Genomic DNA, 24,168 nt, shown 5'->3' with positions numbered 1-24,168 from the left:
ATCCGCGTGCTAGCGCGGCTACGTGTCGGCTCCGCTACGGGCAAATGGCAGTTCGTTGACAATGCACAGAATGGCGGGCCAAGGGCATAGCGCCAAAAGAAAAGGGAGCCTTGCGGCCCCCTTCCCTCAAATTCGGTTCTGTTGTGCCGATTACTCGGCTGGCGTCGGAGCCGGGATCGCCTGGGTATTGGCCTGGCGGCGGCGTTCGTCGAGGATCAGGTCGTCGCGCTTGGACGCGATCAGCTTGGCCGAGGAGATGCCGGCACCGGTACCGGCCGGGATCAGGCGGCCGACAATGACGTTCTCCTTGAGACCTTCGAGCAGATCGGCCTTGCCGGAAACTGCCGCCTCGGTGAGGACGCGGGTGGTTTCCTGGAACGAGGCGGCCGACACGAACGAACGGGTCTGCAGCGACGCCTTGGTGATGCCGAGCAGCACCGGATTGGCGGTAGCCGGCTTCTTGCCTTCGCTGACCAGAGCGTCGTTGAGCTCGTCGAAGTCCAGCTTGTCGAGCTGCTCGTCCTTGAGCAGGCCGGACTCGCCTGGATCCACGATCTCGACCTTCTGCAGCATCTGGCGAACGATCACCTCGATGTGCTTGTCGTTAATCAACACGCCCTGCAGACGGTAGACTTCCTGGATTTCATTGACGAGGTAACGAGCAAGCTCTTCCACGCCCTTGATGGCCAGAATGTCATGCGGCGCCGGGTTGCCGTCGAGGATGTACTCGCCCTTTTCGATCGGGTCGCCTTCCTGAAGGTGGAAGGGCTTGCCCTTCGGGATCAGGTATTCAACCGGATCAGCACCGTCCTCGGTCGGCTCGATGATGACGCGACGCTTGTTCTTATAGTCGCGGCCGAAGCGGATCGTACCATCGATCTCGGCGATGATGGCGTGATCCTTGGGACGGCGGGCTTCGAACAATTCAGCCACGCGCGGCAGACCGCCCGTGATGTCCTTGGTCTTGGCCGATTCCAACGGAATACGGGCCAGCACGTCACCGGGGGCAACCTTCTCGCCGGGCTCGACCGCGATAACGGCGTCAACCGAGAGCAGGTAACGGGCGTCGCCGCCGCGTTCCACCTTGGCCACGGCACCGCCGCGGGCAATCGCGAGGGCCGGCTTGAGGCCGTCACCGCGCTGATTGGTACGCCAGTCGATGACAACGCGCTTGGTGAAGCCCGTCGCCTCGTCGGTGTTTTCCGCAACCGACGCACCGTCAACGAGATCCTCGAACACGACCTCACCCTCAACTTCAGCGAGGATCGGACGGGTGTAGGGGTCCCATTCGGCCAAACGCTGGCCACGGCGAACCATATCGCCTTCCTTGATCAGGAGCTTGGAACCATAGGTCACCTTGTGGGTGGCGCGTTCCTTGCCGTCGGCATCGAGGATGGCGAGCGACACGTTACGGGCCATGACGACAAGCTTGCCGCCCTCGACCTTGGCAACGTTGGGGTTACGGATGGCGATCTTGCCTTCCGCACCGGCTTCCAGGAACGAGCTGTCGACCACCTGAGCCGTACCACCGATGTGGAACGTGCGCATGGTGAGCTGGGTGCCCGGTTCACCGATCGACTGAGCGGCGATAACGCCGACAGCTTCACCCATGTTCACGGGGGTACCGCGAGCAAGGTCACGGCCATAGCAGGCCGCGCAGGTACCCTGGCGCATATCGCAGGTCAGCGGGGAGCGGATGCGGATCGACTGGATCCGGGCTTCCTCGATGATGTCGACATGCTTTTCTTCCAGCAACGTCCCCTTTGCGGCGATCAGATCGCCGGTCAGCGGATGGTTGATGTCGTCAGCCGCGGTACGGCCCAGCACGCGCTGGCCGATCGAAGCAACGATCTGGCCGGCATCGACGATGGGCTCCATGGTCAGACCACGCTCGGTGCCGCAATCCTCGGCCACGATGATGGCGTCCTGCGCCACGTCCACCAGACGACGGGTCAGGTAACCCGAATTGGCGGTCTTGAGCGCGGTGTCGGCCAGACCCTTACGGGCACCGTGGGTCGAGTTGAAGTACTCGAGAACGTTCAGGCCTTCCTTGAAGTTAGCCGTGATCGGGGTCTCGATGATCGAGCCGTCCGGACGGGCCATCAGGCCGCGCATACCGGCCAGCTGCTTCATCTGGGCCGGTGAACCACGGGCACCCGAATGGCTCATCATGTAAACCGAGTTGATCGGCTTCTGGCGCTTGGTTTCCGCGTCGATCTGAACGGCAGCAATGCCCTTCATCATCTCTTCGGCAACCTTGTCGCCACACTTGGCCCAGGCGTCGACCACCTTGTTGTACTTTTCGCCCTGAGTGATCAGGCCGTCATTGTACTGCTGCTCGAACTCTTCGACCTGCTTGCGCGTGGCTTCCACGATCGAATATTTCGACTGCGGGATAACCATGTCGTCCTTGCCGAACGAGATGCCGGCGTCGCAGGCGTTCTTGAAGCCCAGCTGCATCACGCGGTCACAGAAGATCACAGTCTCCTTCTGACCGCAGCCACGGTATACCGTGTCGATCATCTTGGAGATCATCTTCTTGGTCATCAGCTGATTGGCCGTTGCATACGGCACGGCCGGATGCTTGGGCAGAATCTGGCCGATGAGCATGCGGCCCGGCGTGGTCTCCACGATCTCGGTGGTTTCCTTGCCGTTCTCATCGAACGAAACGACGCGGCCTTTGATCTTGGTGTGAAGCGTGACGACCTTGTTGTCGAGCGCATGTTCGAGCTCGGCATAGGAACCGAACACCATGCCCTGGCCCGGCTCACCCTCGTTCATGAGCGAGAGGTAGTAGAGGCCCAGCACGATATCCTGGGACGGCACGATGATCGGCTGGCCGTTGGCAGGGTGCAGGATGTTGTTGGTCGACATCATCAAGACGCGCGCTTCCAGCTGCGCTTCGAGCGACAGCGGAACGTGCACGGCCATCTGGTCGCCGTCGAAGTCGGCGTTGAAGGCCGAGCAGACGAGCGGGTGCAGACGGATGGCCTTGCCCTCGATCAGGATCGGCTCGAAAGCCTGGATGCCCAGACGGTGCAGCGTCGGAGCGCGGTTCAGCAGAACCGGGTGCTCGCGGATCACTTCATCCAGGATATCCCAAACCTCGGGCTTTTCCTTCTCGACCAGCTTCTTGGCCTGTTTGACGGTCGAGCTGAAGCCCTTGGCTTCGAGGCGCGAGTAGATGAACGGCTTGAACAGCTCGAGCGCCATCTTCTTGGGCAGGCCGCACTGGTGCAGCTTGAGGTTCGGACCCACGGTGATGACCGAACGGCCCGAATAGTCGACGCGCTTGCCGAGCAGGTTCTGGCGGAAGCGGCCCTGCTTGCCCTTGAGCATGTCGGACAGCGACTTGAGCGGACGCTTGTTGGCACCGGTAATGGTGCGGCCACGGCGGCCGTTGTCGAACAGCGCGTCCACAGCTTCCTGCAGCATGCGCTTCTCGTTGCGGATGATGATATCAGGCGCACGCAGCTCGATCAGGCGCTTCAACCGGTTGTTGCGGTTGATGACGCGGCGATAGAGGTCGTTCAGATCGGACGTGGCAAAGCGGCCACCATCCAGCGGCACCAGCGGGCGCAGCTCGGGCGGAATGACCGGGATGACGGTCATGATCATCCATTCGGGCTTGTTGCCCGAGACGATGAACTGCTCGACGATCTTGAGGCGCTTGGCGAGCTTCTTGGGCTTAAGTTCCGTGGTGGACTCAGCAATTTCCACGCGCAGATCGGCCGCAATCTTTTCGAGATCGAGGGCGATCAGGATATCGCGGATAGCTTCGGCGCCGATCTTGGCGGTGAAGCTGTCGGCGCCATATTCGTCCTGGGCGTCCAGATACTGCTCTTCGGTCAGCAGTTCATGCGTCGTGAAGGGCGTGAGGCCGGCATCGAGAACGACGTAGTTCTCGAAGTACAGGATACGCTCAATATCCTTCAGCGTCATGTCGAGCAGCAGGGCGATGCGGCTCGGCAGGGACTTCAGGAACCAGATGTGGGCGACCGGCGCAGCCAGCTCGATATGGCCCATGCGCTCGCGGCGAACGCGGCTCAGGGTGACTTCGACACCGCACTTTTCGCAGATGACGCCCTTGAACTTCATGCGCTTGTACTTGCCGCACAAGCATTCATAGTCCTTCACAGGGCCAAAGATGCGCGCGCAGAACAGGCCATCGCGTTCGGGCTTGAACGTACGATAGTTGATGGTTTCCGGCTTTTTGATCTCGCCGTACGACCAGGACAGGATTTTCTCGGGCGAGGCGATGGAGATCTTCATCTGATCGAAGGTCTGCACCGGAACGGCCGGGTTGAACGGGTCCATGACGTGGGAATGATGGTTCATCAATTCTCTCCTCTTTCCTTCGGGAGCGGGCTGGCGCCCGGCTCCCTCAGGAAGTGAATGGGGTTGGGAAGTGCCGGATTATTCCGCCGCTTCCTGAGGAGGTGCGAGCTCCGCTTCAGCCTGGTTCTCGTCTTCGATCTCGCGGTTCTCAAGCTCAACATTGAGCCCGAGCGACCGGATTTCCTTGACCAGAACGTTGAAGCTTTCGGGGATACCCGCCTCGAAAGTATCGTCGCCACGCACGATGGCTTCGTAGACCTTGGTGCGGCCGGCCACGTCGTCCGACTTGATGGTGAGCATTTCCTGGAGCGTATAAGCCGCGCCATAGGCTTCCAGAGCCCACACTTCCATCTCGCCGAAGCGCTGACCGCCGAACTGGGCCTTGCCGCCCAGCGGCTGCTGGGTGACCAGCGAGTAAGGACCGATCGAACGGGCGTGGATCTTGTTGTCCACCAGGTGGTCCAGCTTGAGCATATAGATATACCCAACCGTCACCTGACGATCGAACTGCTCGCCGGAGCGACCGTCGAACACGGTGGACTGGCCGGAGGCCTTGAGCCCTGCCCGCTCCAGCATCGTGACGATATCGGCTTCCTTGGCGCCGTCGAACACCGGGGTCGCGATCGACACGCCCTTGGAGAGGTGTTCGCCCAGACGCACGAGACCATCGTCATCGAGGTCCGTGATCGTCTCGTCGCCCGCAAAGAGCTCCTGGACTTCCAGGCGCAGGGGCTTGAGATCGCCATTGCGCTGATAGGCACGAACCATCTCGTCGATCTTCTTGCCCATGCCGGCGCAAGCCCAGCCCAGGTGCGTCTCGAGGATCTGGCCCACATTCATGCGCGAGGGCACGCCCAGCGGGTTCAGCACGATATCAACCGATGTACCATCTTCGAGGTACGGCATGTCTTCCACGGGAACGATGCGGGACACGACGCCCTTGTTACCATGGCGGCCGGCCATCTTGTCGCCCGGCTGAATCTTGCGCTTGGTTGCGATGAAGACCTTGACCATCTTCATCACGCCCGGCGGAAGTTCGTCACCGCGCTGCAGCTTGTCGACCTTGTCGATGAAGCGCTGTTCGAGCAACTTGCGGCTCTCTTCATACTGGGCATGAAGAGCTTCCATCTCGGTCATGACCTTGTCGTCATCGACCGCGAACTGCCACCACTTCGAACGGGGCTGCGCCTCGAACATCTGGTCATTGAGCTTGGTGCCCACGACATAGCCCTTGGGGCCAGCGGTAGCGGCCTTGCCGAACAGCATTTCTTTCAGACGCGCATAGACGTTACGGTCCAGGATCGACTGTTCGTCGTCACGGTCCTTGGCAAGACGCTCGATTTCCTCGCGCTCGATAGCCATGGCGCGCTCGTCCTTGTCGATGCCGTGGCGATTGAACACGCGCACTTCAACAACAGTACCAGCATCGCCCGGCGGCACGCGCAGGGAGGTGTCGCGAACGTCCGAGGCCTTCTCGCCGAAGATGGCGCGGAGGAGCTTTTCTTCCGGCGTCATCGGCGATTCACCCTTGGGGGTGATCTTGCCGACCAGGATGTCGCCCGGCGCCACTTCGGCACCGATGTGAACGATACCGGCTTCGTCGAGGTTCTTCAGCGCTTCTTCCGAAACGTTCGGAATGTCGCGGGTGATTTCCTCGGGGCCAAGCTTGGTATCGCGGGCCATCACTTCATATTCCTCGATATGGATCGAGGTGAAGACGTCCTGCATGGCGATCTTCTCGCTGAGCAGGATGGAGTCTTCGAAGTTGTAGCCATTCCAGGGCATGAACGCGACGAGCACGTTACGGCCGAGAGCCAGATCGCCCAGCTCGGTCGAGGGACCATCGGCAATGATGTCGCCCTGGTTGACGTGATCGCCAACCACAACCAGCGGACGCTGATTGATGCAGGTCGACTGGTTCGACCGCTGGAACTTCATCAGATTGTAGATGTCCACGCCCGACTTGGACGCATCGGTTTCTTCGGTGGCACGGATAACGATACGGGTGGCGTCCACCTGATCGACGATACCCTTGCGCTTGGCGACAATAGCGGCGCCCGAGTCACGCGCCACGACAGCTTCCATGCCGGTGCCGACGAAGGGCGCATGAGCGCGCAACAGCGGCACAGCCTGACGCTGCATGTTCGAGCCCATCAGAGCACGGTTGGCGTCGTCGTTTTCCAGGAACGGGATCAGCGAGGCGGCAACCGACACCATCTGCTTGGGGGAAACGTCCATAAGGTCGACGTTTTCCTTGGGCGTCAGGCCGTTGTCACCAGCGTGGCGCGCCACGACCAGATCGTCCTGCAGCGTGCCGTCCTTGTTGAACTGCACGTTGGCCTGGGCGACGTAGTGCTTGGCCTCTTCCATGGCGGAGAGGTAGACCACGTCCTCGGTCAACACGCCGTCCACGATCTTGCGGTACGGGGTCTCGATGAAACCGTACTTGTTGACGCGGGCGAAGGTCGACAGCGAGTTGATCAGACCGATATTCGGGCCTTCCGGCGTCTCGATCGGGCAGATACGGCCATAATGGGTCGGATGCACGTCGCGGACTTCAAAGCCGGCGCGCTCACGGGTGAGACCACCCGGCCCAAGCGCCGACAGGCGACGCTTGTGGGTGATTTCCGAGAGCGGATTGGTCTGATCCATGAACTGCGACAGCTGCGAGGAACCGAAGAATTCACGCACAGCGGCAGCAGCCGGCTTGGCGTTGATCAGGTCCTGCGGCATCACCGTGTCGATTTCGACCGAGCTCATGCGCTCCTTGATGGCGCGTTCCATACGGAGCAGGCCAAGACGATAGGAGTTTTCCATGAGTTCGCCGACGGAGCGAACGCGGCGGTTGCCGAGATTGTCGATGTCGTCGATTTCGCCACGGCCATCGCGCAGGTCGACGAGGGTCCGGACGACTTCAACGATATCTTCCTTGCGCAGCGTGCGCATGGTGTCGGGCGCATCGAGCTCGAGGCGCATGTTCATCTTGACGCGGCCAACGGCGGACAGGTCATAGCGCTCGCTGTCAAAGAACAGCGACTGGAACATGGCTTCGGCGGTATCGACGGTCGGCGGCTCGCCGGGGCGCATGACGCGATAGATGTCGAACAGCGCGTCTTCGCGGCTCTCGTTCTTGTCCACGGCCAGCGTGTTGCGGATATAGGCACCGATCGAGATGTGATCGATATCCAGGATCGGCAGCTCGTCAAAGCCCAGCTCGACCAGCTTGGCGAGGCTCTTCTCGTCGAGCTCGTCACCAGCCTCCATGTAGACCTCGCCGGTCTTCATGTTGATCAGGTCCTCGGCCACATACATGCCATAGAGGTCTTCATCGACCGCCAGCAGGTGCGTGAGGCCGTTTTCAGCCAGCTTCTTGGCCTGGCGGGCCGAGAGCTTCTTGCCGCCTTCATGGACGACGTCGCCGGTCTTGGCGTCGATCAGGTCGTGGGTCGGCTTGGCGCCCTTCCACTTCTCGGCATCGTAAGGAACGCGCCAGCCCTTCTCGGTCTTTTCGTACTGCAGCGTATTGTAATAGGTGCGGAGGATTTCCTCGGCATCCATGCCAAGCGCCTTGAGCAGCGAGGTGACCGGAATCTTGCGGCGGCGATCGATGCGCGCATAGACCACGTCCTTGGCGTCGAATTCGATATCGAGCCAGGAACCACGGTAGGGAATGATGCGGCCGGCAAACAGCAGCTTGCCCGACGAATGGGTCTTGCCCTTGTCGTGATCGAAGAACACGCCAGGCGAACGGTGCATCTGGGAGACGATGACGCGCTCGGTGCCATTGACGATAAAAGTACCGTTCATGGTCATGAACGGCATGTCGCCCATATAGACGTCCTGCTCCTTGATGTCCTTGACGGAGCGGGCGCCGGTTTCCTCGTCCACTTCAAACACGATCAGGCGCAGCGTGACCTTGAGCGGGGCAGCGAAGGTAATGTCGCGCGCACGGCACTCGTCGATGTCATACTTGGGCTGCTCGAACTCGTACTTCACGAATTCGAGAGAGGCCGTATTGGAAAAGTCGGTGATCGGGAAGACCGAACGGAAGACGGACTGAAGCCCTTCGTCGGGACGCCCGCCCTTGGGCTCGTCCACGAGGAGGAACTGATCATAGGAGGCCTTCTGGACCTCGATCAGATTGGGCATCTCCGTGACTTCGCGAATGGAACCGAAGGATTTACGAACCTTGCGGCGGCCGTTGAACGTGGTAGCCATGAAAGCTCCTGTCTGTGCGCTTTTTATGTGGCACGCTGCCGGAGAGCGGAGGTCACTTTCCAGGCAATGCGCCAGTGCGATTGTCTCGGAGGCAGATATCCAAAAATCCGACAATCAGCCGTCGGGTCTCGGGATATATGCCTTGGTAGGCAGTTAGTCGGGCCCAGCGATGCCAAAGACCTCTCCCGAGCCGAAGGAGAGAAAAGCAATACAAACGCCAAACACCCCATGGCAAAAACCATGAGGTTACAGGGACGTCAGCGTGCCTCAGACATCGAAATCGTCATATGTTCCGCAAATTGGCGCCAGTGACCCATCCAATCGGCCCGGCGAATCATCTCGTGAAAACGAGGATGCCAGATGGCACATAGCGCGCCATCTCGCAAATTTCAAGACCAGAGGCGAACTTACTTGAGTTCGACCTTTGCGCCGGCATCTTCCAGCTTCTTCTTGATGTCTTCGGCTTCAGCCTTCGACGCGCCTTCCTTGACGGCCTTGGGAGCAGCTTCGACCAGAGCCTTGGCTTCGCCCAGACCCAGACCGGTGATGGCACGGACTTCCTTGATGACGTTGATCTTGTTGTCGCCGAACGAGGCGAGGATCACGTCGAATTCAGTCTTTTCTTCAGCGGCAGCAGCCGGAGCAGCACCACCGCCAGCGGCAGCAACGGCAACCGGAGCAGCGGCGGAAACGCCCCACTTTTCTTCCAGGAGCTTGGACAGTTCCGAAGCTTCCAGGACGGTCAGTGCGGACAGGTCGTCTACGAGTTTGGCGAGATCAGCCATTTTTGTATCTCTCTATATAGGGTTAGGTTCGATTGGTTTGAAGAGGCCTTACGCCGCTTCGCTCTTTTCCGCATGGGCCGACAGAACACGGGCAATACCTGCACCCGGTTCCTTGACGATACGTGCGATCTGAGCCGCGGGCTGCACGAGCAGACCAGCAAGCTTGGCGCGCAGTTCGTCCAGAGACGGCATCGTGGCCAGCGTCTTGACGCCTGCGGCATCAAGAGCGGTCGCACCCATTGCACCACCGAGAACCACGAACTTCTGGTTCTTGTCGGCGAAAGCGGCTGCGATCTTGGGCGCAACCACCGGGTCTTCCGCATACGCAATGACCGTCGGACCCTTGAACAGGTCCGAGATGTCGGCAACGTCGGTAGCTTTCAGAGCGAGCTTGGCAAGGCGATTCTTGGCGACTTTGACCTGTCCGCCAGCCTTCTTGACCTGCACGCGCAGGTCAGTAAAAGCAGCGACGGAGAGGCCGGAGTTCTGGGCAACGACGATCGAGCCAGCACCGCCAAGGGCAGCCTGGAGCGACGAGACGAGCTCAGCCTTTTCCGCTCTTTCCATTACAGTCTCCACGAATTGACCCGGAACATTCCGGGCCATTGCCAAATGTCGATCCCGATAGTCAGGGAGCGACGACTAGTGTGCCTGCCAGCTTCATGCTCGAAAGCAGTCTGCCTAGGTTCGAACCATCCCCTGCCCTTTCAGGCAAAATCCGGTTTCTCACCCCATCTATGCTGGCGCCTTGCGGCATTAAGCTGAACTGAATTGCTCAGCACCGGCAGTCTCGGACAGGACTTATGCCCTTCCGGAGAAGGGCAAAACCGGACGGGCCAACCCGTCCGGAATTTTCGAAGCGCTATACGTCCTTACGGACCGCGCTTCAATCTCTTGCACGTCGGATTCGCCCGAAAAGCGGTAGCCACTTTTCAGTCCGACCTTGGATTACAGCGCCGAAGCGGGCTCGACGTGAACGCCGGGGCCCATGGTCGAAGACACGGCAACGCGCTTCACATAGGTGCCCTTGGCGCCGGCGGGCTTGGACTTCTGCACGGCGTCGGTGAACGCCTTGATGTTCTGCAGCAGAGCCTCGTCCGAGAACGACACCTTGCCAACACCAGCATGCAGGATACCGGCCTTCTCGACGCGATACTCGACAGCGCCGCCCTTGGCAGCCTTGACGGCACCGGCGACGTCGGGGGTAACCGTGCCAACCTTGGGGTTCGGCATCAGGTTGCGCGGCCCAAGGATCTTACCCAGGCGACCAACCAGCGGCATCATGTCCGGGGTGGCAATGCAGCGATCGAAATCGATCTTGCCAGCCTGGATCTGTTCCATCAGGTCTTCAGCGCCAACGATATCGGCGCCAGCCTTGCGGGCCTCGTCTGCCTTGGCATCCTTGGCGAACACGGCGACGCGAACGGTCTTGCCGGTGCCATTGGGCAGGCTCACGACACCACGGACCATCTGGTCGGCGTGGCGCGGGTCAACACCCAGATTGATGGCGATTTCGATGGTCTCGTCGAACTTGGCCGAGGCGCGAGCCTTGACCATCTTCACGGCCTCTTCAAGCTTGTAGAGCTTGTTGCGGTCGATGCCTTCGCGAGCCTTGGTGATCTTCTTACCGATGTGTGCCATCTATCAGCCCTCGACCTGGATGCCCATGGAACGGGCGGAGCCGGCAATCATCGACACAGCAGCGTCGACGGTATCGGCATTGAGATCCTTCATCTTCTTTTCGGCGATATCACGCAGCTGAGCCGTCGTGATGGTGCCAGCCGATTCCTTGCCGGGGAGCTTGGAGCCCGACTTCAGGTTCACGGCCTTCTTGATGAAGTAGGTCACCGGCGGCTGCTTCATCTCGAAAGTGAAGCTCTTGTCGGCATAGGCGGTGATCACGACTGGAATGGGCGAACCCTTTTCCATTTCCTGCGTGGCGGCATTGAACGCCTTGCAGAATTCCATGATGTTCAGACCGCGCTGACCCAGTGCGGGGCCAATCGGCGGGGAAGGCGTTGCGGAGCCCGCGGGCACCTGCAGCTTTACGTAGCCAACGATTTTCTTTGCCAATTTCGTCTCCTATCAGTGGCCACAATCGGCCGATGAGGCGTCCACCAGTTAAGATGGACTAGACACCGTGGTCTGAGGTTTGTCGGCGCTGGCAAAGCGCCCCCTCTCCCACAGTCCTTCACTGAGCCGAAGCCCAATGTTCTAGTCAGACCTTTTCGACCTGACCATATTCGAGCTCCACCGGAGTGGGACGCCCGAAAATCGACACTTCCACCTTGAGGCGGGCGCGCTCCTCGTCGACCTCTTCCACCACGCCATTGAAGCTGGCGAAGGGACCGTCCGACACGCGGACATTCTCGCCCACTTCGAAGCTGACGGAGGGCTTGGGATGCTCCACGCCTTCCTGCACCTGCTGCAGGATGGACATGGCTTCCTTCTCCGAGATCGGCATCGGCTTGTTGTCCGAACCGAGGAAACCGGTAACCTTGGGCGTATTCTTGATCAGATGGAACGCCTCGTCGGTCATGTCCATCTTCACCAGAACATAGCCCGGGAAGAATTTGCGTTCGGCATCGACCTTGCGGCCACGGCGGATCTCGACGACCTTTTCGGTCGGAACAATCACGTCCTCGAACAGATGTTCAAGCTTCTTCTGCGCAACCTTCTGGCGAATATCTTCCGCCACCTTGCGCTCGAAGTTGCTGTAAGCCTGAACGATGTACCAGCGCTTGGCCATGCCGCGTCGCCGCTCCTAGTCTTGTGTTCGTGACCCGCTCAGCGGATCGAAAGCATCAGGCTGACAGCCCAGGAAATAATCTGGTCGGCCAGCAGGAAGAATATGCTCGCCGCCGCCACCAGCACGAGAACCATGACCGTCGAGATCAGGACCTCGTTGCGGCCAGGCCAGGTAACCTTGGATGTTTCCTGCCGCACTTGCTGCAGAAACTGAATGGGGTTCGGTCGGGCCATAGGCGAATCTACTCTGGTGTTTTGGTGCAAAACCAAAGGCCGCGCAGGAATCCCGCACGGCTGGAATGCGGGTATCTATTCAATCTGCGAAGCGAATGCAACAGGCGCCAGCAAGATTCTGGACCGCGGGGACCGCACAGCTGTCCCTGCCGCCATTAACGACGCGCACAAAAGACTGTGGTTTGTTCTTGCATCCCCTCTTGCAATGGCTTTTGATCCAATTGCGACCAAAAAGTGGCAGCGGGAGGCTGGCACCATGGCTTACGGCAATGCGCTATTCGAAGTCAAAGCCTGCGAAGTTCGCTATTACGGCCCGCATAAGACCATTGCGGGGCGCGTAACCGGCGTCGTACGCGTAACCATTCACGAACGTTTCATGGGCAATGACGCGACCTATCACCTGGACCTCAAGGTGCGGGCGGATGTGGGCTCGGTCTCGTCGGCCGAGGTGCGCACGGCCCTGCTCGCGCATGCCGCCCACCAACTCAACCGCCTCAAGGCCCGGCACACCGACAAGCTGCCAATGGCGGCCGAATAGAGCTTCGCTCGCTTGTGACTTGTGAACGGCCGCGTCGACCTCCATTTATAGGGGCAGGAGGACGGCATGTTCAAATCCATCCCATTGGCGATTGGCATCATCATCGTAGCGACGGGCCTGGCCCAGGCCGCCTGCCCCAGCACGGTGCCTGGCTCCACGCCCGAAGCCATTGCCGCCAACCAGCAGCGGATCATCTGCCTGCAGGAGGAAACCCGCCAGGGCAGCCAGCAGCGCATCTACGACATGCAATTGCAGACAATGCAGAACAATATGCGCGATCTGCAGCTGCAGCGCCGCCTGGACAGCTTGCCGAAATTCACACCGCCGCCGATAAACCCACCGGTATTCAAACCGAATTGATCGCGCTGGGCGGCAGCCGCTTCGTGGCCGCCGCCCCACATTCATGCGCTAGTTCAACGGCACCGTGTAGATGAAGAACGGCCCCGGATCGGTATCTTCACCCATGGCCGAAAGCTTGGTTTCCAGCACATAAAGCCGATCATCCACGATGGTGACCGCCGTGGCTCCATTATAGGCCGGCCCCGGCAGCGGACGGATCGTTGCCGTATCGCCCTCGATCGTCACCTCAACCACCCGACCATTGGCATTCTCGGCCAGGTAAAGCTTGCCGTCGCTGCCAAAGCGCATGCCATCGGGCCCTTTGAGGGGCTCGGAAGTCGCCAGTTCGGAGATCGGGCCGGCGGCCCCATCGGGTCCAAGCTCGATGCGGAGCAATTTGTGGCTGGTGACGCTGTTGACGTAGAGCACGCCATCCGGGCCGAACGATAACCCATCGACCCCGGCAAGGAGGGGATCACTGAGCCATTCTTCGGCAACGCCGGAGCCCGCCGCAACCCTGATGATGCGGCCACTCGCCGTATCGGCTGCAAAGGCAGTGCCATCCGGGAGCGTCGCAATATCGTTGCAGAGGCTGCCGGCGGGGAAGGTCGCGGCGAGACGTTTTTCGCCCGTCGCCAGATCATAGGCGGCAAGCACCGAGGGCAATGCCTCCCCGCCGCCGAAAACCGCCGGATCGGCATAGCACACCCAGAGCGCGCCATTCGCCTCATCCGCATAGACGCCGAATGAGCCCGCCGGCCCATCGGTCGGGGCGGCAATAAAGAGTTCGGATTGTTCGGCGCCCGGCGCCACCTTGAAGACTACGCCCTGCGTAATGCTGCCAGTAAACAGCGTACCATCCGAAATCGAGGTTACGCTTTCGGGAAACTCCTTTTGTCCCTCCCCGATCTGAATCCTGGGCACCTCCTGCGCCAGGACTGAAAGCGGCGTGGAAAATGTGACTGCGAAAATTATCAAAGAAATGGTTTTGATCATCGAGATTCCTCCTATCTCACGGACAGCATAGGAAATTTCTCGACTTTTCGACCACCCCCAAAAGGTCATATGGCCAGATCGATGGTTGTGCGGACTTGCCTGACAAACAAAAAACCACCGGGCGATTACCGCCACGGTGGTTTCCGATCGGTTGCGACCGCTGGCTAGCGGGCGCGATCCTTGAATTCGCTTAGAGCAGCGTCAGGTTCGTTGCCGAAACCTTGCCATCGCGGCCGGTCTCGAGTTCGTACGTCACCTTGTCGCCTTCATAGAGGCCCTGCAGGCCCGACTTCTGCACAGCGGAGATGTGGACAAATGCGTCCTTTTCGCCGTTTTCAGGCGAAATGAAGCCGAAGCCTTTGGTGGTGTTGAAGAATTTTACGGTGCCAGTAGTGGCCATGTGTGTCGTTCTGCCATTTAAGGCCCGTTCGCATATGCGTCCGGGCGGAGTTTCCCCAAGCAACATGCTTAGGGGAGCCACAAGTCGCAAATTATCGGCCCGGAGTCAAATAGCAGCGCGAACAAAACGCCCGGGAGACAGCGTCCCGAGCGAAAAATAATGCTGAATCAACGATTACCGCCTGGCAGGGGCTGGGGGACTCGAACCCACGACCCTCGGTTTTGGAGACCGATGCTCTACCAACTGAGCTAAACCCCTGTAGGCGTGCGGCAGTGTCTAATGGCAAAGATCGCTTCGCGCAAGTGCCTGACGCGGGTTCACAACCAGATGTGTGGAAGCAAGGGCAAAGCCATGATCGCGCAGCCAATCAGCCCCACCAGAAAACTGACCGAGCGCCAGGGCGAAAGCGCCTTCATATAGCAAACCAGATGCGCCACACGGCCCAGGAAATAAAGCCCGGCGCCGGCCAGCGACAGCCAGCCTTGCTCATTATAGATGATCGACAGCACGGCCAGAGTCAGGAAAATCGGCAGGGTCTCCTGCAGATTGGCCAGCGCCCGACGCGACCGGGCCAATTCCTGGGTGGGTTCGGGCAGATCGTCGCGCGGTCCGATCTGCGCCTCGACCCCAACCTGCTTGGTAAGGTAGCCGCCGGGCAATTGCACCGCCACCAGCAGCAGCGCCAACACCAGAAAAATCATCAGCAACATATTTTGTCTCCTCTGCAATGCAGCGGTGTTAGCCCGAAGCGATGGTGAGGGCTATTTTTTCCGATAATGCGCCCTCCCCGGATGTGGGGCGGCCCACCCGCGGTCTGCAAACCAGCGCCCCACTCGAATCCGTTTACAAACGCCGCTGCCGGGCCAATAAATAGCCCCGCGAGCTACAGGAAGCGCCTCAGGCGGAAACGATCACTCAGGGGCATGCCCCCGGAAGGATGACGATGCGTCTTATCATTGCCCTGGCCGTTCTGGTCCTCAGCCCCACCCTTGCATTCGCCCATACCGGCGTGGGCCACACGGCTGGCTTCTTCCACGGCTTCGAACACCCGATCGGGGGGCTGGATCATATTCTGGCAATGGTGGCGGTCGGCGTCTTTGCCTATGTGCTTGGCGGCCGCGCGCTCTGGCTGGTGCCGCTCTCCTTTGTGGGCATGATGATCGTCGGCTTTATTCTGGGCGCCGCACAGATCGACGTGCCTTTTGTCGAACTGGGGATCGCGCTTTCCAGCGTGGTGATCGGCGCTGCCGCGGCCTGGGGTCGCCCCATGCCAGTGGCCGCGGCCATGGCGCTGGTCGGCGTTTTTGCCATCTTCCACGGCCATGCCCATGGGGCGGAAATGCCAGCAGATGCAAGTGGCTTCTCTTACGCGGCCGGCTTCGCCGTTTCGACCGCCCTGCTCCATCTCGCCGGCATCGCCGCTTCGTTCGGTATTGCACGTCTGATCGGACGGCATGGCAAGCTGGCGGCGCAAATTGCCGGCGGCGCTTTCGCGGCCGGCGGGGTCGGAATCCTGGCCGGCTGGCTCTGACCTATCCGGGCTTTTTCAAGGCACGGCCCGCGCTTTTCCCGCGCGGGCCGTGTCATTTTTATGAACGTCCGCGCGGATTCAAAAGCGCAGGATTACATCATAACATATTGTAACTATTTAACTTTAGGCATCGCAACAGGCGACCATCGACGCATGCGCTGACCGCAGAGCTGTTCCCCGGCTGCTCGTATTGACCCCTTCCATCACGCCCGCGTTAACTAGCGCAACTGCTTCGACCGCCGCCTCCGGGTGGCCCGTGAAGGGCGCGTCGTGTGCCCTCGCCGTAAACCGAGTCACAGAAGTGATGACCGCTCGCGATCCGTTGCGGGCAGCAGCCTTGAATGAGCGCAAGTTGATAAAACTGACCTGGTGCATGGAGCGCTTGGGGGCCTAGGCCGCCCCTGTTGCGCACCCAGTGCCAGCGAGAGCCGGAATCGGCGGTCCGCTCCCTGGGCCGCTTGCGGGCCGGCAGGCAGGAGACGCAACGTTGCTACGGGTACTCTATCTGGTTCCCAACCTGGCCGACCCGGCGGTCGGCCGCCGTATTGGTATGCTCAAGACTGGCGGCGCGGAAATTGCCGCTGCCGGGTTCCGACGCTCCGGCGTCGCCATGCCCGACCTGCCGGTGACCCATGCCATCGAGCTGGGCGAGACTTTCGATGCGCGGTTTGCCCAGCGCATCATGGCGGTGGTCGGCGCGGCCATGTCGATCGTACGACGGCTGGGGCATCTGGCCCCGCCCGATGTCATCGTCGCCCGCAATCTCGAAATGCTGCCGCTGGCGGGCCGCCTTAAGGCACATTGGGGCGGACACGTTCCCATCGTCTATGAATGCCTCGATATCCACCGGCTGCTGTTGCGCCCCGACCTCATCGGCCAGGCCATGCGCGGCGCCGAGCGCCGCTGGGCGCAACCGGCTTCGCTGCTGATGACCAGCTCGCCTGCCTTTATCAGCAATCACCTTGGCGGGCTGGGGCCGGTGCCATCCCTGCTGGTGGAAAACAAGGTGCCGCACAGCGCCGAGCGAGGCAGTAATCCGGCGCTGGGGCCGGCCGACGGCGGCCCGGTCAAGATCGGCTGGTTCGGCGCCCTGCGCTGCCGCCGGTCGCTGGACGCTCTGGCGAGTTTTTCCCGGGCCATGAGCGGCAGAGTCCAGGTCATCCTGCGCGGCCGACCGGCCTTGAACGAATTCGAGGATTTCCACGGCTTTGTGGAAGCCGAGCCCTTCCTGCGCTTCGAGGGTGCCTATCGCAATCCGGATGACCTGGCGTCGATCTATTCCGATGTACACCTAGCTTGGGCCATCGACTTTTTCGAGGCCGGCAAGAATTCGCAATGGCTGCTGCCCAACCGCATTTATGAGGGCAGCTTTCACGGCGCTATCCCGGTGACGCTGGCCGGCACGGAAACGGCTGCCTTTACCGAACGGCTGGGCATTGGCATCACCGTGCCCGATATCGAGGCCGGCACCCTGGCCAGCGCCCTGGGCGAGCTGGACGCGCCTCGGCTGCATCGGCTGGCTTCGGCGGTTCTCGACCAGGACCCGGCCAATTTCTCCTTTCACGATGCCGACTGCCGCCAATTGGTAGAGCGGTTGCAACAGCTTGGCCGCGCCACGCAGCCAGAACAGGAAGCCGCATGACCGCAACGGGCAAATGCCTGATCGCCGTGCCCACGCTCAACGAGGCCAAGCATATCGCCCGTCTGCTCGAGCAATTGCTGGTCGAGGCCAAGGCGATGGATTGGCCGGTCGTGGTGATCGATGGCGGCAGCACCGATGGCACGCAGGCCATTGTCGAAAGCTTCATTGCCCGCGACGAGCCGGTACGGCTGGCGCATAATCCCAAGCGCATTCAGAGCGCGGCGATGAACCAGGCGGTGACCGAGTTCGGCGATGGCATGGATTATGTGATCCGCATCGACGCGCATGGCGATTATCCGGCCGACTATTGCCGCGTGCTGGTCGAGGAGGCGCAGAAGATCGGGGCTGACAGCGTGGTCGTGCCGATGACCACGGTGGGGCAGAACACCTTTCAGCGCGCAGTTGCCACGGCGCAGAATTCGCTGGTCGGCACGGGCGGCTCGGCCCACCGCACCGGAAAGGGCGGCGCCTTTGTCGACCATGGCCACCATGCGCTGATGAGTATTCCGGCGTATCGCGCGGTAGGCGGCTATGACGAGACGTTCCGGCACAATGAGGATGCCGAACTCGACCACCGCCTGCGGTTGGCCGGCTATCGCATCTGGCTGACCGACGCCACCGAGATGACCTATTACCCGCGTTCGACCCCCTCGGGGCTGTTCAAGCAATATTTCGGCTATGGCCGCGGCCGGGCGCGCAATGTGCTCAAGCACCGGGTCATCCCCCGCATCCGGCAGGTCTTGCCGCTGGCCATCTTGCCGGCGGTGGTATTGGCAGCGCTGAGCTTCGTGCATTGGATCGCGCTGATCCCGCTGCTGGCCTGGTGCGCCCTGTGCCTGGCCATGGGCTTTGTCGCCACACGTAAGCATTTCGCCGATTACGGCCTGCCCATGACGGGCGCGCCGCTAGTCGGCATCGCCGCCATGATCATGCACTTCGCCTGGTCCTCCGGCTTCTGGCTGCACCTGGCACAGGCCGTTACCACCGGTTTCGGAGCAAAACGGGCATGAGCGCACCCAGCGTCGACATCTGCATCTGCACCTATCGCCGCCCCTACCTGGCCGAAACACTGGCTTCGGTGGCCAAGATTGCGACCAATGGCGCCCGCGTTCGCGTGATCGTTTCCGACAATGACACGACGCCCTCGGCCGGATCGATGGTTGCCGCGCTGGCGGCGGATTTCCCCTTCCCGATCCATTATGTGCATAGCCCGGCCTCCAACATCTCGATTGCCCGCAATGCGTGCCTGGATGCCGCGGAAGCCGATTTCATCGCCTTTGTCGATGATGACGAGCTGGTCACCGAACATTGGCTGACCGCCCTTCTGGCGGCGGCCGAGGCCGAGAACGCCGACGTGGTTCTTGGGCCCGTGGAGGCCATTTACGGCGAGGATGCGCCGCAATGGATGGTGGCGGGTGATTTTCATTCCACCCTGCCCGTCTATGTCGATGGGCACATTCGCACCGGCTATACCTGCAACGCGCTGATCCGCTGGGTCGCGCCGTTCAAGTCGCTCCGCTTCGATCTGGCGCTTGGTCGCTCGGGCGGTGAGGATACCCAGTTTTTCTATGCCCTTACCGGCATGGGCGGCAGCATCGCCTTTGCCCCCGAAGCCCTCGTAACCGAGATCGTGCCGCCCAATCGGGCGGCCATGGGCTGGCTGATGCAGCGGCGCTTTCGTGCTGGCCAGACCCACGGCACCCATCTCAGCCAAGGCGTTGTCGCCAATGTCAAAGCGGCCGCCATCGCCGGCAGCAAGGCCGCATTCTGCGGCGGTATGACCGTTCTCACCCTATTCTCGCCATCGCGCTGGAGGAAAAACCTGCTGCGCGGTGCGCTGCATGTCGGCGTTATCGGCGGCATTTTCGGCGCCAAACAGGCCAATCTCTATGGCCAGTCAACGGAAGGAAGCCAGTCGCATGCTTGAACGGAGCCAGTTGCCGGCCATGCCCGACTCTCACAACTCCGATCGCGGACTGCTCGACGTCGACCGCCTGTTCGCCATTCTGCGCCGCCAATTCCGTGTGCTGCTGCTGTGCCTGGGCCTCGGGCTGCTCCTGGCCGCCATCTATCTGATGCTGGCGCCCAAGAGCTATGTGGCAACCAGCCAGATCCTGCTCGACAAGAACTTGAAGGAATCGGTCAGCGACATCGCGCCTCAAACCAGCGCAGTAGACCTTGAATCGGAAGTGCTGAACCAAATCGAGGTGCTGCGCTCGAGCCGCATTGCCAGCGCGGTCGCCGAGAACGAAAACCTCATGACCGACCGAGAATTCCTCAACCCACCGCCCTCCTTCAGCGGCCGGGTCAAGGGCATGCTGCTCGGCTTGCTGAGCCCTGTGCTGGGTGCGCCCGAAGCCCAGCCCGAGGACTCGCAGGCCACGGTCGACGAGGCCGCCGGGGCCCTGCGCGCCAATATGTTCGTCGAACGGGTCGGCCGCAGCGCGGTGATCCGCGTGGGTTATGAGGCATCGAGCCCTGAACTGGCGCAGCGCATCGCGGCCGCCTATGCCAACGTTTTCGTGCAGGACCAGCTCAACGCCGATATCGATGCCACCAAGCAGGCCGCCGATTGGTTGCAACAGCGCCTGACCGAATTGGGTGAGAACCAGCGCCAGGCCACGCTTGCCGTCGAGCAATACCGGCAGCAGAGCGGCCTTTCCATGGGCGAGGACGAGACCCTGACCAACCAGCGGCTGCAGGCGCTGACGGCCCAATTGGTGACGGCGCAGGCCGAAAGCGCCCGCGTCAATGCGCTCGCGGTGCAGCTACAGGCGACCATCGAGGCCGGACCTTCCGCCGCCGGTGCCAGTATCGCCCTGCTCAGCGGCTCGGGTGTCGACGACAAGACGATTTCCGACCTGCGTATCCGCTATGCCTCGATCCAGAGCCGCATCAACGAGGTGTCGGCCACCTATGGTGATGATCATCCGCAGGTAACGGCGCTCAAGGCGGAAAACCAGGCCTTGCAGGCGCAGATTTTCTCTCAGCTGCAGGGGCTCAACGAGCAATACCAGAACCAGCTGACCATTGCGCAGCGGCAGGAGGCCAGCCTGCGCGAAGCCATCGAAACCGAGGGCCAACTCGCCTCCCAGACCAATCAGGCGCAGGTGGAACTGACCGAATTGCAGCAGCGCTCGACCACACTGGGCGTGATCTACAATTCCTTCCTGTCGCGGTACGAGGAGGCGGTCCAGCGCCAGTCTTTCCCCATTCCCTCCGCCCGCATCATCACCCAGGCGCAGGCCCCGGAAAATGCATCTGGGCCCCGCACCATGTTCGTGCTGGCCGGCGGCATTATCTTCGGCGGCTTCCTGGGCCTGATGTTCGGCACGTTCAACGAATTGCGTGAGCGCACCTTCCGCATCGGCGACCAGGTGGGCAATGAGCTGGGCCTGCGCTTCCTGGGCTACCTGCCACGTCTGGGTCCCGATGCCCGCCGGGGCAATCGAAGCGAACAGAACAAGGCTTCGGTTGCGCTGCACGGCATGATCAAGAAGCAGGTGGAGGAACGCCGCGCCAACCGGCCGACCACCGCCTTTGTCGAGACGCTGAAATCGGCCAAGCTGGTGATGCGCGCCCGTGGCAAGCCCGACCGCAGCGCCGTTATCGGCGTGGTTTCGGTGCTCCCCGGCGAGGGCAAGACCACCTATTCGGTGGCGCTGGCTGAAATGCTGGCGGCCGATGGCGAGCGCGTATTGCTGATCGATGCCGACCTGCGCCAGGCCGCCTCCACGCGACTGCTCGCGCCCGGCGCCACCAGCGGTCTCATGGATGTCGGCGGCACGGTCTCATGGCGCGACATCGTGCTGACCGACCCACGCACGGGCCTTCACATCCTGCCGGCGCTGTCGGCTTCCGATAGAGCCAATGATTTCCTGTCTTCCAACGGCATGCAGGGCCTGCTCGAAGAGGCGCGGCAGGATTACGACTATCTCGTGATCGACCTGCCCCCGCTCGGCCCGGTGATGGATGCCCGCGCCGTCTTGCCCTGGACCGACGGGTTCATCCTGGTCACGGAATGGGGCCGCACCCCACGGCGCCTTGTGCGCTCGCTGATCGAGCGCGAGCCTGAATTGGCCGAAGATATTGTCGGGGTCGTCCTCAACAAGGTCGATTTCCGCAAGCTCGCACAATATAGCGATCCGGGCGGGGCCGAGCGCTATATGGGCTCCTACAGCCGGTATTATCAGGTGGATGCGGCTGAGAAGGTCTGAGTTCGGGCCAAGCCGGGTTTGACCATCTTGGAGGGCCGCAATCTGCACCCTCCCCGTTACGGGGAGGGTTTTATTCTGGACGGCTTTGGAAGCGCGATGTCATCCGGGCGAAGGCCGGATGCTGGGCCGGCGGCCCAGGCAAGTATTGCACCCTGTCCCGTTCATCCATGACAAACCGCTGCCAACACCATTCTCATGGCGGCGCCGTCCCCCATCAGTACTAGCTCTAAAGTTGATTGGCGTCCGCTTGTGGTCAGTTAACGAACGCTATATAGCGTAGCTATTGTGTAAAGCCGCCAGCGCAATAAGGCGGCGAGGTTTTCGGCATTTTTATTTAGTCGTGGCACTGGTAGCGCAGTTGTGCGTTTACCATGTAGCGAAACTCATCTGTCGCCCGGAGAGTTACGAGGGGCGGCAGGATAGTTTTCCGGGGGTTTTGTGATACAGGGCAGACAGTTGCCAGTATCGCAACGTTTGGGGCAGGAGCCAGATTATGAGCCATGATGGACACGACAAGAAAGGCGCCGCGGAAAACGGTGTCGGATCCCCTGTCGCCAATCTTCGCGGCCAGATCTGGAGTCGCTGGCCCACTGGCATCACCGCTCTCGCAGTGATCGCCCTCGCCTGGGTCGGCGTGTATTTGCTCTGGAACGGAATTGTGTTCGTTTTCGTCCGCTAAGCCCTTCACCGATCTGGCGAAACCGGGCCTCGAATCCCGACGCGCTCGACGCAAGCTTTTGACGGCAAAGGCCGTTTCCCGGCACGAGGCAATTGCCCCCGAAACCCGCCGGTTTCCATCCTGCCAAATGTGATCATCTCGTGGTCACGCGCCCGCATGACAGCCATGCGCGTATGCTGTTGCCTGCCCCACATAATCGTGATCACTTCAAGCCTGCAAACGATGCGCCGGGTTTGCTTCGAGCCAACCGCGCCCTTTGCAGGACCAAACCGACAGAAGTCGGCAAACATCAAGCGTTTGCTACGAACCCTCGCATCGGAGTCATCCGGGCGGGACTGCGGTAATTACGGCCCCCGCATGAGCGGCTTTGGGCGTCATCGCAACATCAAGCTGGAATACGAAAAAGCGCAGTAGCAACTCAAATACGTTCAACACGGCGGGTGAACAAAAATGTCGATAGTCAACGCAGGCCTCGATCTTTCCAACATCGAGAGCCAAACCAAGTCGCCCAAGGGCGGCGCGCTGAAACGAGCATTCGATGTCACGATTGCATCCATCATGCTGTTTTGTGCGCTTCCGGCGATCTTTTTCATCACAGTGATCATGTTCTCGACCGATCGCGGGCCAGTTTTCTTCGCCCATGAACGCGTCGGTCATCGTGGCAAGAAGTTCCGCTGCCTCAAATTCCGTTCCATGATCGTCAACTCCAAAGAGGCCCTGGAGCGACACCTGGAAATGTTCCCGCTGGCCCGCGAAGAGTGGGACGCGACCCAGAAGCTGCGCAATGATCCGCGCATCACCCGGCTCGGCAAATTCCTGCGCGACACCAGCCTCGATGAGCTGCCCCAGCTGATCAACATCATCCGCGGCGATATGAGCCTGGTGGGCCCCCGCCCGATCGTTCAGGACGAAATCGTCCGCTATGCCAATGATATCACAGCCTATGCCAGCATGCGTCCGGGCCTGACCGGCCTGTGGCAGGTCAGCGGCCGCAGCGATGTGGACTATGACCAGCGTGTGCGGCTCGACGCCGAATATGCTCGTAACTGGTCGTTCATCGGTGACGTTGTTATCATGCTGCGGACCGTCAAAGTCGTGCTGATGCGCACTGGCAGCCGGTAAGTCCAGGGAGGCGCAGAATGGCTTCGATCCTTTCAGTCGGCAATCGCCTCTTCCGCACCCGTGACCCTTCTCGCGACGCCAGTACCGACCGGGATCGTTTCATGACCGTCCGCCGCTCGCTGCTTGCTGCCATCGAGGGCGCCCAGCGGGAACGCGAGGGCCTGCAAACGCGCCTCGATGTCTATTATGCCCAGGCCACCAACCTGATCGATAATTCTGGCGAATTCGGCAACCGCTCCGAAGAGGATGAGGGCGCCATCGAAGAAGCCGAGCGCAATGCCGCAGCGGCCCGCCTCAGGATCGGCCAGATCAGCGAGCATATGGAACAGCTCAGAACCGTGCTGGCCACTCTCGACGCTACGGCGCCGCAGGCCTGACGGG

At 61.1% G+C, this 24,168-nt stretch carries 21 protein-coding genes and 1 tRNA gene; 10 read left to right on the top strand and 12 right to left on the bottom strand.

Annotated elements, in window-relative coordinates; genetic code table 11:
- Positions 1–150: 150 nt before the first annotated feature.
- From rpoC to secE, 8 genes are all read right to left on the bottom strand, one after another.
- Positions 151–4,338, bottom strand: coding sequence for a DNA-directed RNA polymerase subunit beta' (rpoC, locus tag QQL79_RS06250; protein ID WP_284388968.1), 4,188 nt, complete (start codon positions 4,336–4,338; stop codon positions 151–153).
- Between the two features lie 78 nt (positions 4,339–4,416).
- The gene (rpoB, locus tag QQL79_RS06245; protein WP_284388966.1) at positions 4,417–8,556 is read right to left on the bottom strand and encodes a DNA-directed RNA polymerase subunit beta; all 4,140 of its coding nucleotides are present in this window, start codon (positions 8,554–8,556) and stop codon (positions 4,417–4,419) included.
- A 407-nt stretch (positions 8,557–8,963) separates the two neighbouring features.
- Positions 8,964–9,341 carry a 50S ribosomal protein L7/L12 gene (rplL, locus tag QQL79_RS06240; protein WP_284388965.1) on the bottom strand — a complete coding sequence of 126 codons (378 nt, stop codon included), beginning with the start codon at positions 9,339–9,341 and terminating at the stop codon, positions 8,964–8,966.
- Between the two features lie 48 nt (positions 9,342–9,389).
- Positions 9,390–9,908 (bottom strand): 50S ribosomal protein L10, encoded by a 519-nt coding sequence (rplJ, locus tag QQL79_RS06235; RefSeq protein ID WP_284388963.1) that lies wholly within the window; start codon positions 9,906–9,908, stop codon positions 9,390–9,392.
- 381 nt (positions 9,909–10,289) lie between these two features.
- Positions 10,290–10,982, bottom strand: coding sequence for a 50S ribosomal protein L1 (gene rplA, locus QQL79_RS06230; protein ID WP_284388961.1), 693 nt, complete (start codon positions 10,980–10,982; stop codon positions 10,290–10,292).
- A 3-nt stretch (positions 10,983–10,985) separates the two neighbouring features.
- Entirely contained in the window at positions 10,986–11,414 is a 429-nt protein-coding gene (rplK, locus tag QQL79_RS06225; protein ID WP_284388959.1) for a 50S ribosomal protein L11, read from the bottom strand.
- A 145-nt stretch (positions 11,415–11,559) separates the two neighbouring features.
- Positions 11,560–12,090: a transcription termination/antitermination protein NusG gene (gene nusG / locus QQL79_RS06220; protein WP_035102605.1), complete on the bottom strand. Its 531-nt coding sequence runs from the start codon at positions 12,088–12,090 to the stop codon at positions 11,560–11,562.
- A 38-nt stretch (positions 12,091–12,128) separates the two neighbouring features.
- Positions 12,129–12,323 carry a preprotein translocase subunit SecE gene (gene secE / locus QQL79_RS06215; protein WP_284388956.1) on the bottom strand — a complete coding sequence of 65 codons (195 nt, stop codon included), beginning with the start codon at positions 12,321–12,323 and terminating at the stop codon, positions 12,129–12,131.
- A gap of 256 nt (positions 12,324–12,579) precedes the next feature.
- Here secE and QQL79_RS06210 point away from each other — a divergent pair, with 256 nt between their 5' ends.
- Both QQL79_RS06210 and QQL79_RS06205 read left to right on the top strand, forming a co-directional pair.
- A complete protein-coding gene (locus QQL79_RS06210; protein ID WP_284388954.1) occupies positions 12,580–12,861 on the top strand; it encodes a hypothetical protein in 282 nt (93 codons plus the stop codon).
- A 66-nt stretch (positions 12,862–12,927) separates the two neighbouring features.
- Positions 12,928–13,221, top strand: a complete 294-nt coding sequence (locus QQL79_RS06205) for a hypothetical protein (RefSeq protein WP_284388952.1) — start codon at positions 12,928–12,930, stop codon at positions 13,219–13,221.
- 48 nt (positions 13,222–13,269) lie between these two features.
- Here the strand turns inward: QQL79_RS06205 and QQL79_RS06200 are convergent, their stop codons facing one another.
- From QQL79_RS06200 to QQL79_RS06185, 4 genes are all read right to left on the bottom strand, one after another.
- Positions 13,270–14,196, bottom strand: coding sequence for an SMP-30/gluconolactonase/LRE family protein (locus QQL79_RS06200; protein ID WP_284388950.1), 927 nt, complete (start codon positions 14,194–14,196; stop codon positions 13,270–13,272).
- 190 nt (positions 14,197–14,386) lie between these two features.
- A complete protein-coding gene (locus QQL79_RS06195) occupies positions 14,387–14,596 on the bottom strand; it encodes a cold-shock protein (protein WP_035102601.1) in 210 nt (69 codons plus the stop codon).
- Positions 14,597–14,778: 182 nt separating this feature from the next.
- Positions 14,779–14,854 (bottom strand) — tRNA-Trp (locus QQL79_RS06190).
- Between the two features lie 59 nt (positions 14,855–14,913).
- Positions 14,914–15,306 (bottom strand): MAPEG family protein, encoded by a 393-nt coding sequence (locus QQL79_RS06185; protein ID WP_284388947.1) that lies wholly within the window; start codon positions 15,304–15,306, stop codon positions 14,914–14,916.
- Positions 15,307–15,539: 233 nt separating this feature from the next.
- On the opposite strand from QQL79_RS06185, the gene QQL79_RS06180 reads away from it, so the two are divergent.
- From QQL79_RS06180 to QQL79_RS06145, 8 genes are all read left to right on the top strand, one after another.
- Entirely contained in the window at positions 15,540–16,127 is a 588-nt protein-coding gene (locus QQL79_RS06180; protein ID WP_370461182.1) for a HupE/UreJ family protein, read from the top strand.
- 487 nt (positions 16,128–16,614) lie between these two features.
- Positions 16,615–17,769, top strand: a complete 1,155-nt coding sequence (locus QQL79_RS06175; protein WP_284388943.1) for a glycosyltransferase family protein — start codon at positions 16,615–16,617, stop codon at positions 17,767–17,769.
- A complete protein-coding gene (locus QQL79_RS06170) occupies positions 17,766–18,779 on the top strand; it encodes a glycosyltransferase family 2 protein (protein ID WP_284388940.1) in 1,014 nt (337 codons plus the stop codon). Before QQL79_RS06175 ends, QQL79_RS06170 begins: the two co-directional genes overlap by 4 nt.
- Positions 18,776–19,696: a glycosyltransferase family 2 protein gene (locus QQL79_RS06165; protein WP_284388937.1), complete on the top strand. Its 921-nt coding sequence runs from the start codon at positions 18,776–18,778 to the stop codon at positions 19,694–19,696. The genes QQL79_RS06170 and QQL79_RS06165 overlap by 4 nt, the downstream gene beginning before the upstream one ends.
- Positions 19,689–21,986: an AAA family ATPase gene (locus QQL79_RS06160; RefSeq protein ID WP_284388936.1), complete on the top strand. Its 2,298-nt coding sequence runs from the start codon at positions 19,689–19,691 to the stop codon at positions 21,984–21,986. Before QQL79_RS06165 ends, QQL79_RS06160 begins: the two co-directional genes overlap by 8 nt.
- Before the next feature lie 493 nt (positions 21,987–22,479).
- Positions 22,480–22,665, top strand: a complete 186-nt coding sequence (locus QQL79_RS06155; protein ID WP_284388934.1) for a hypothetical protein — start codon at positions 22,480–22,482, stop codon at positions 22,663–22,665.
- A gap of 450 nt (positions 22,666–23,115) precedes the next feature.
- On the top strand, positions 23,116–23,787 hold the full coding sequence (locus QQL79_RS06150; RefSeq protein ID WP_284388932.1) for a sugar transferase: 672 nt from the start codon (positions 23,116–23,118) through the stop codon (positions 23,785–23,787).
- Positions 23,788–23,804: 17 nt separating this feature from the next.
- Positions 23,805–24,164 (top strand): hypothetical protein, encoded by a 360-nt coding sequence (locus tag QQL79_RS06145; RefSeq protein ID WP_284388930.1) that lies wholly within the window; start codon positions 23,805–23,807, stop codon positions 24,162–24,164.
- Positions 24,165–24,168: the final 4 nt, after the last annotated feature.

Origin of the sequence: Devosia yakushimensis (assembly GCF_030159855.1) — a bacterium.
Taxonomy (GTDB): domain Bacteria; phylum Pseudomonadota; class Alphaproteobacteria; order Rhizobiales; family Devosiaceae; genus Devosia; species Devosia yakushimensis.
The sequence above is the reverse complement of the archived record's forward strand: the minus strand, read 5'-3'. Positions and strand labels throughout refer to the sequence as shown.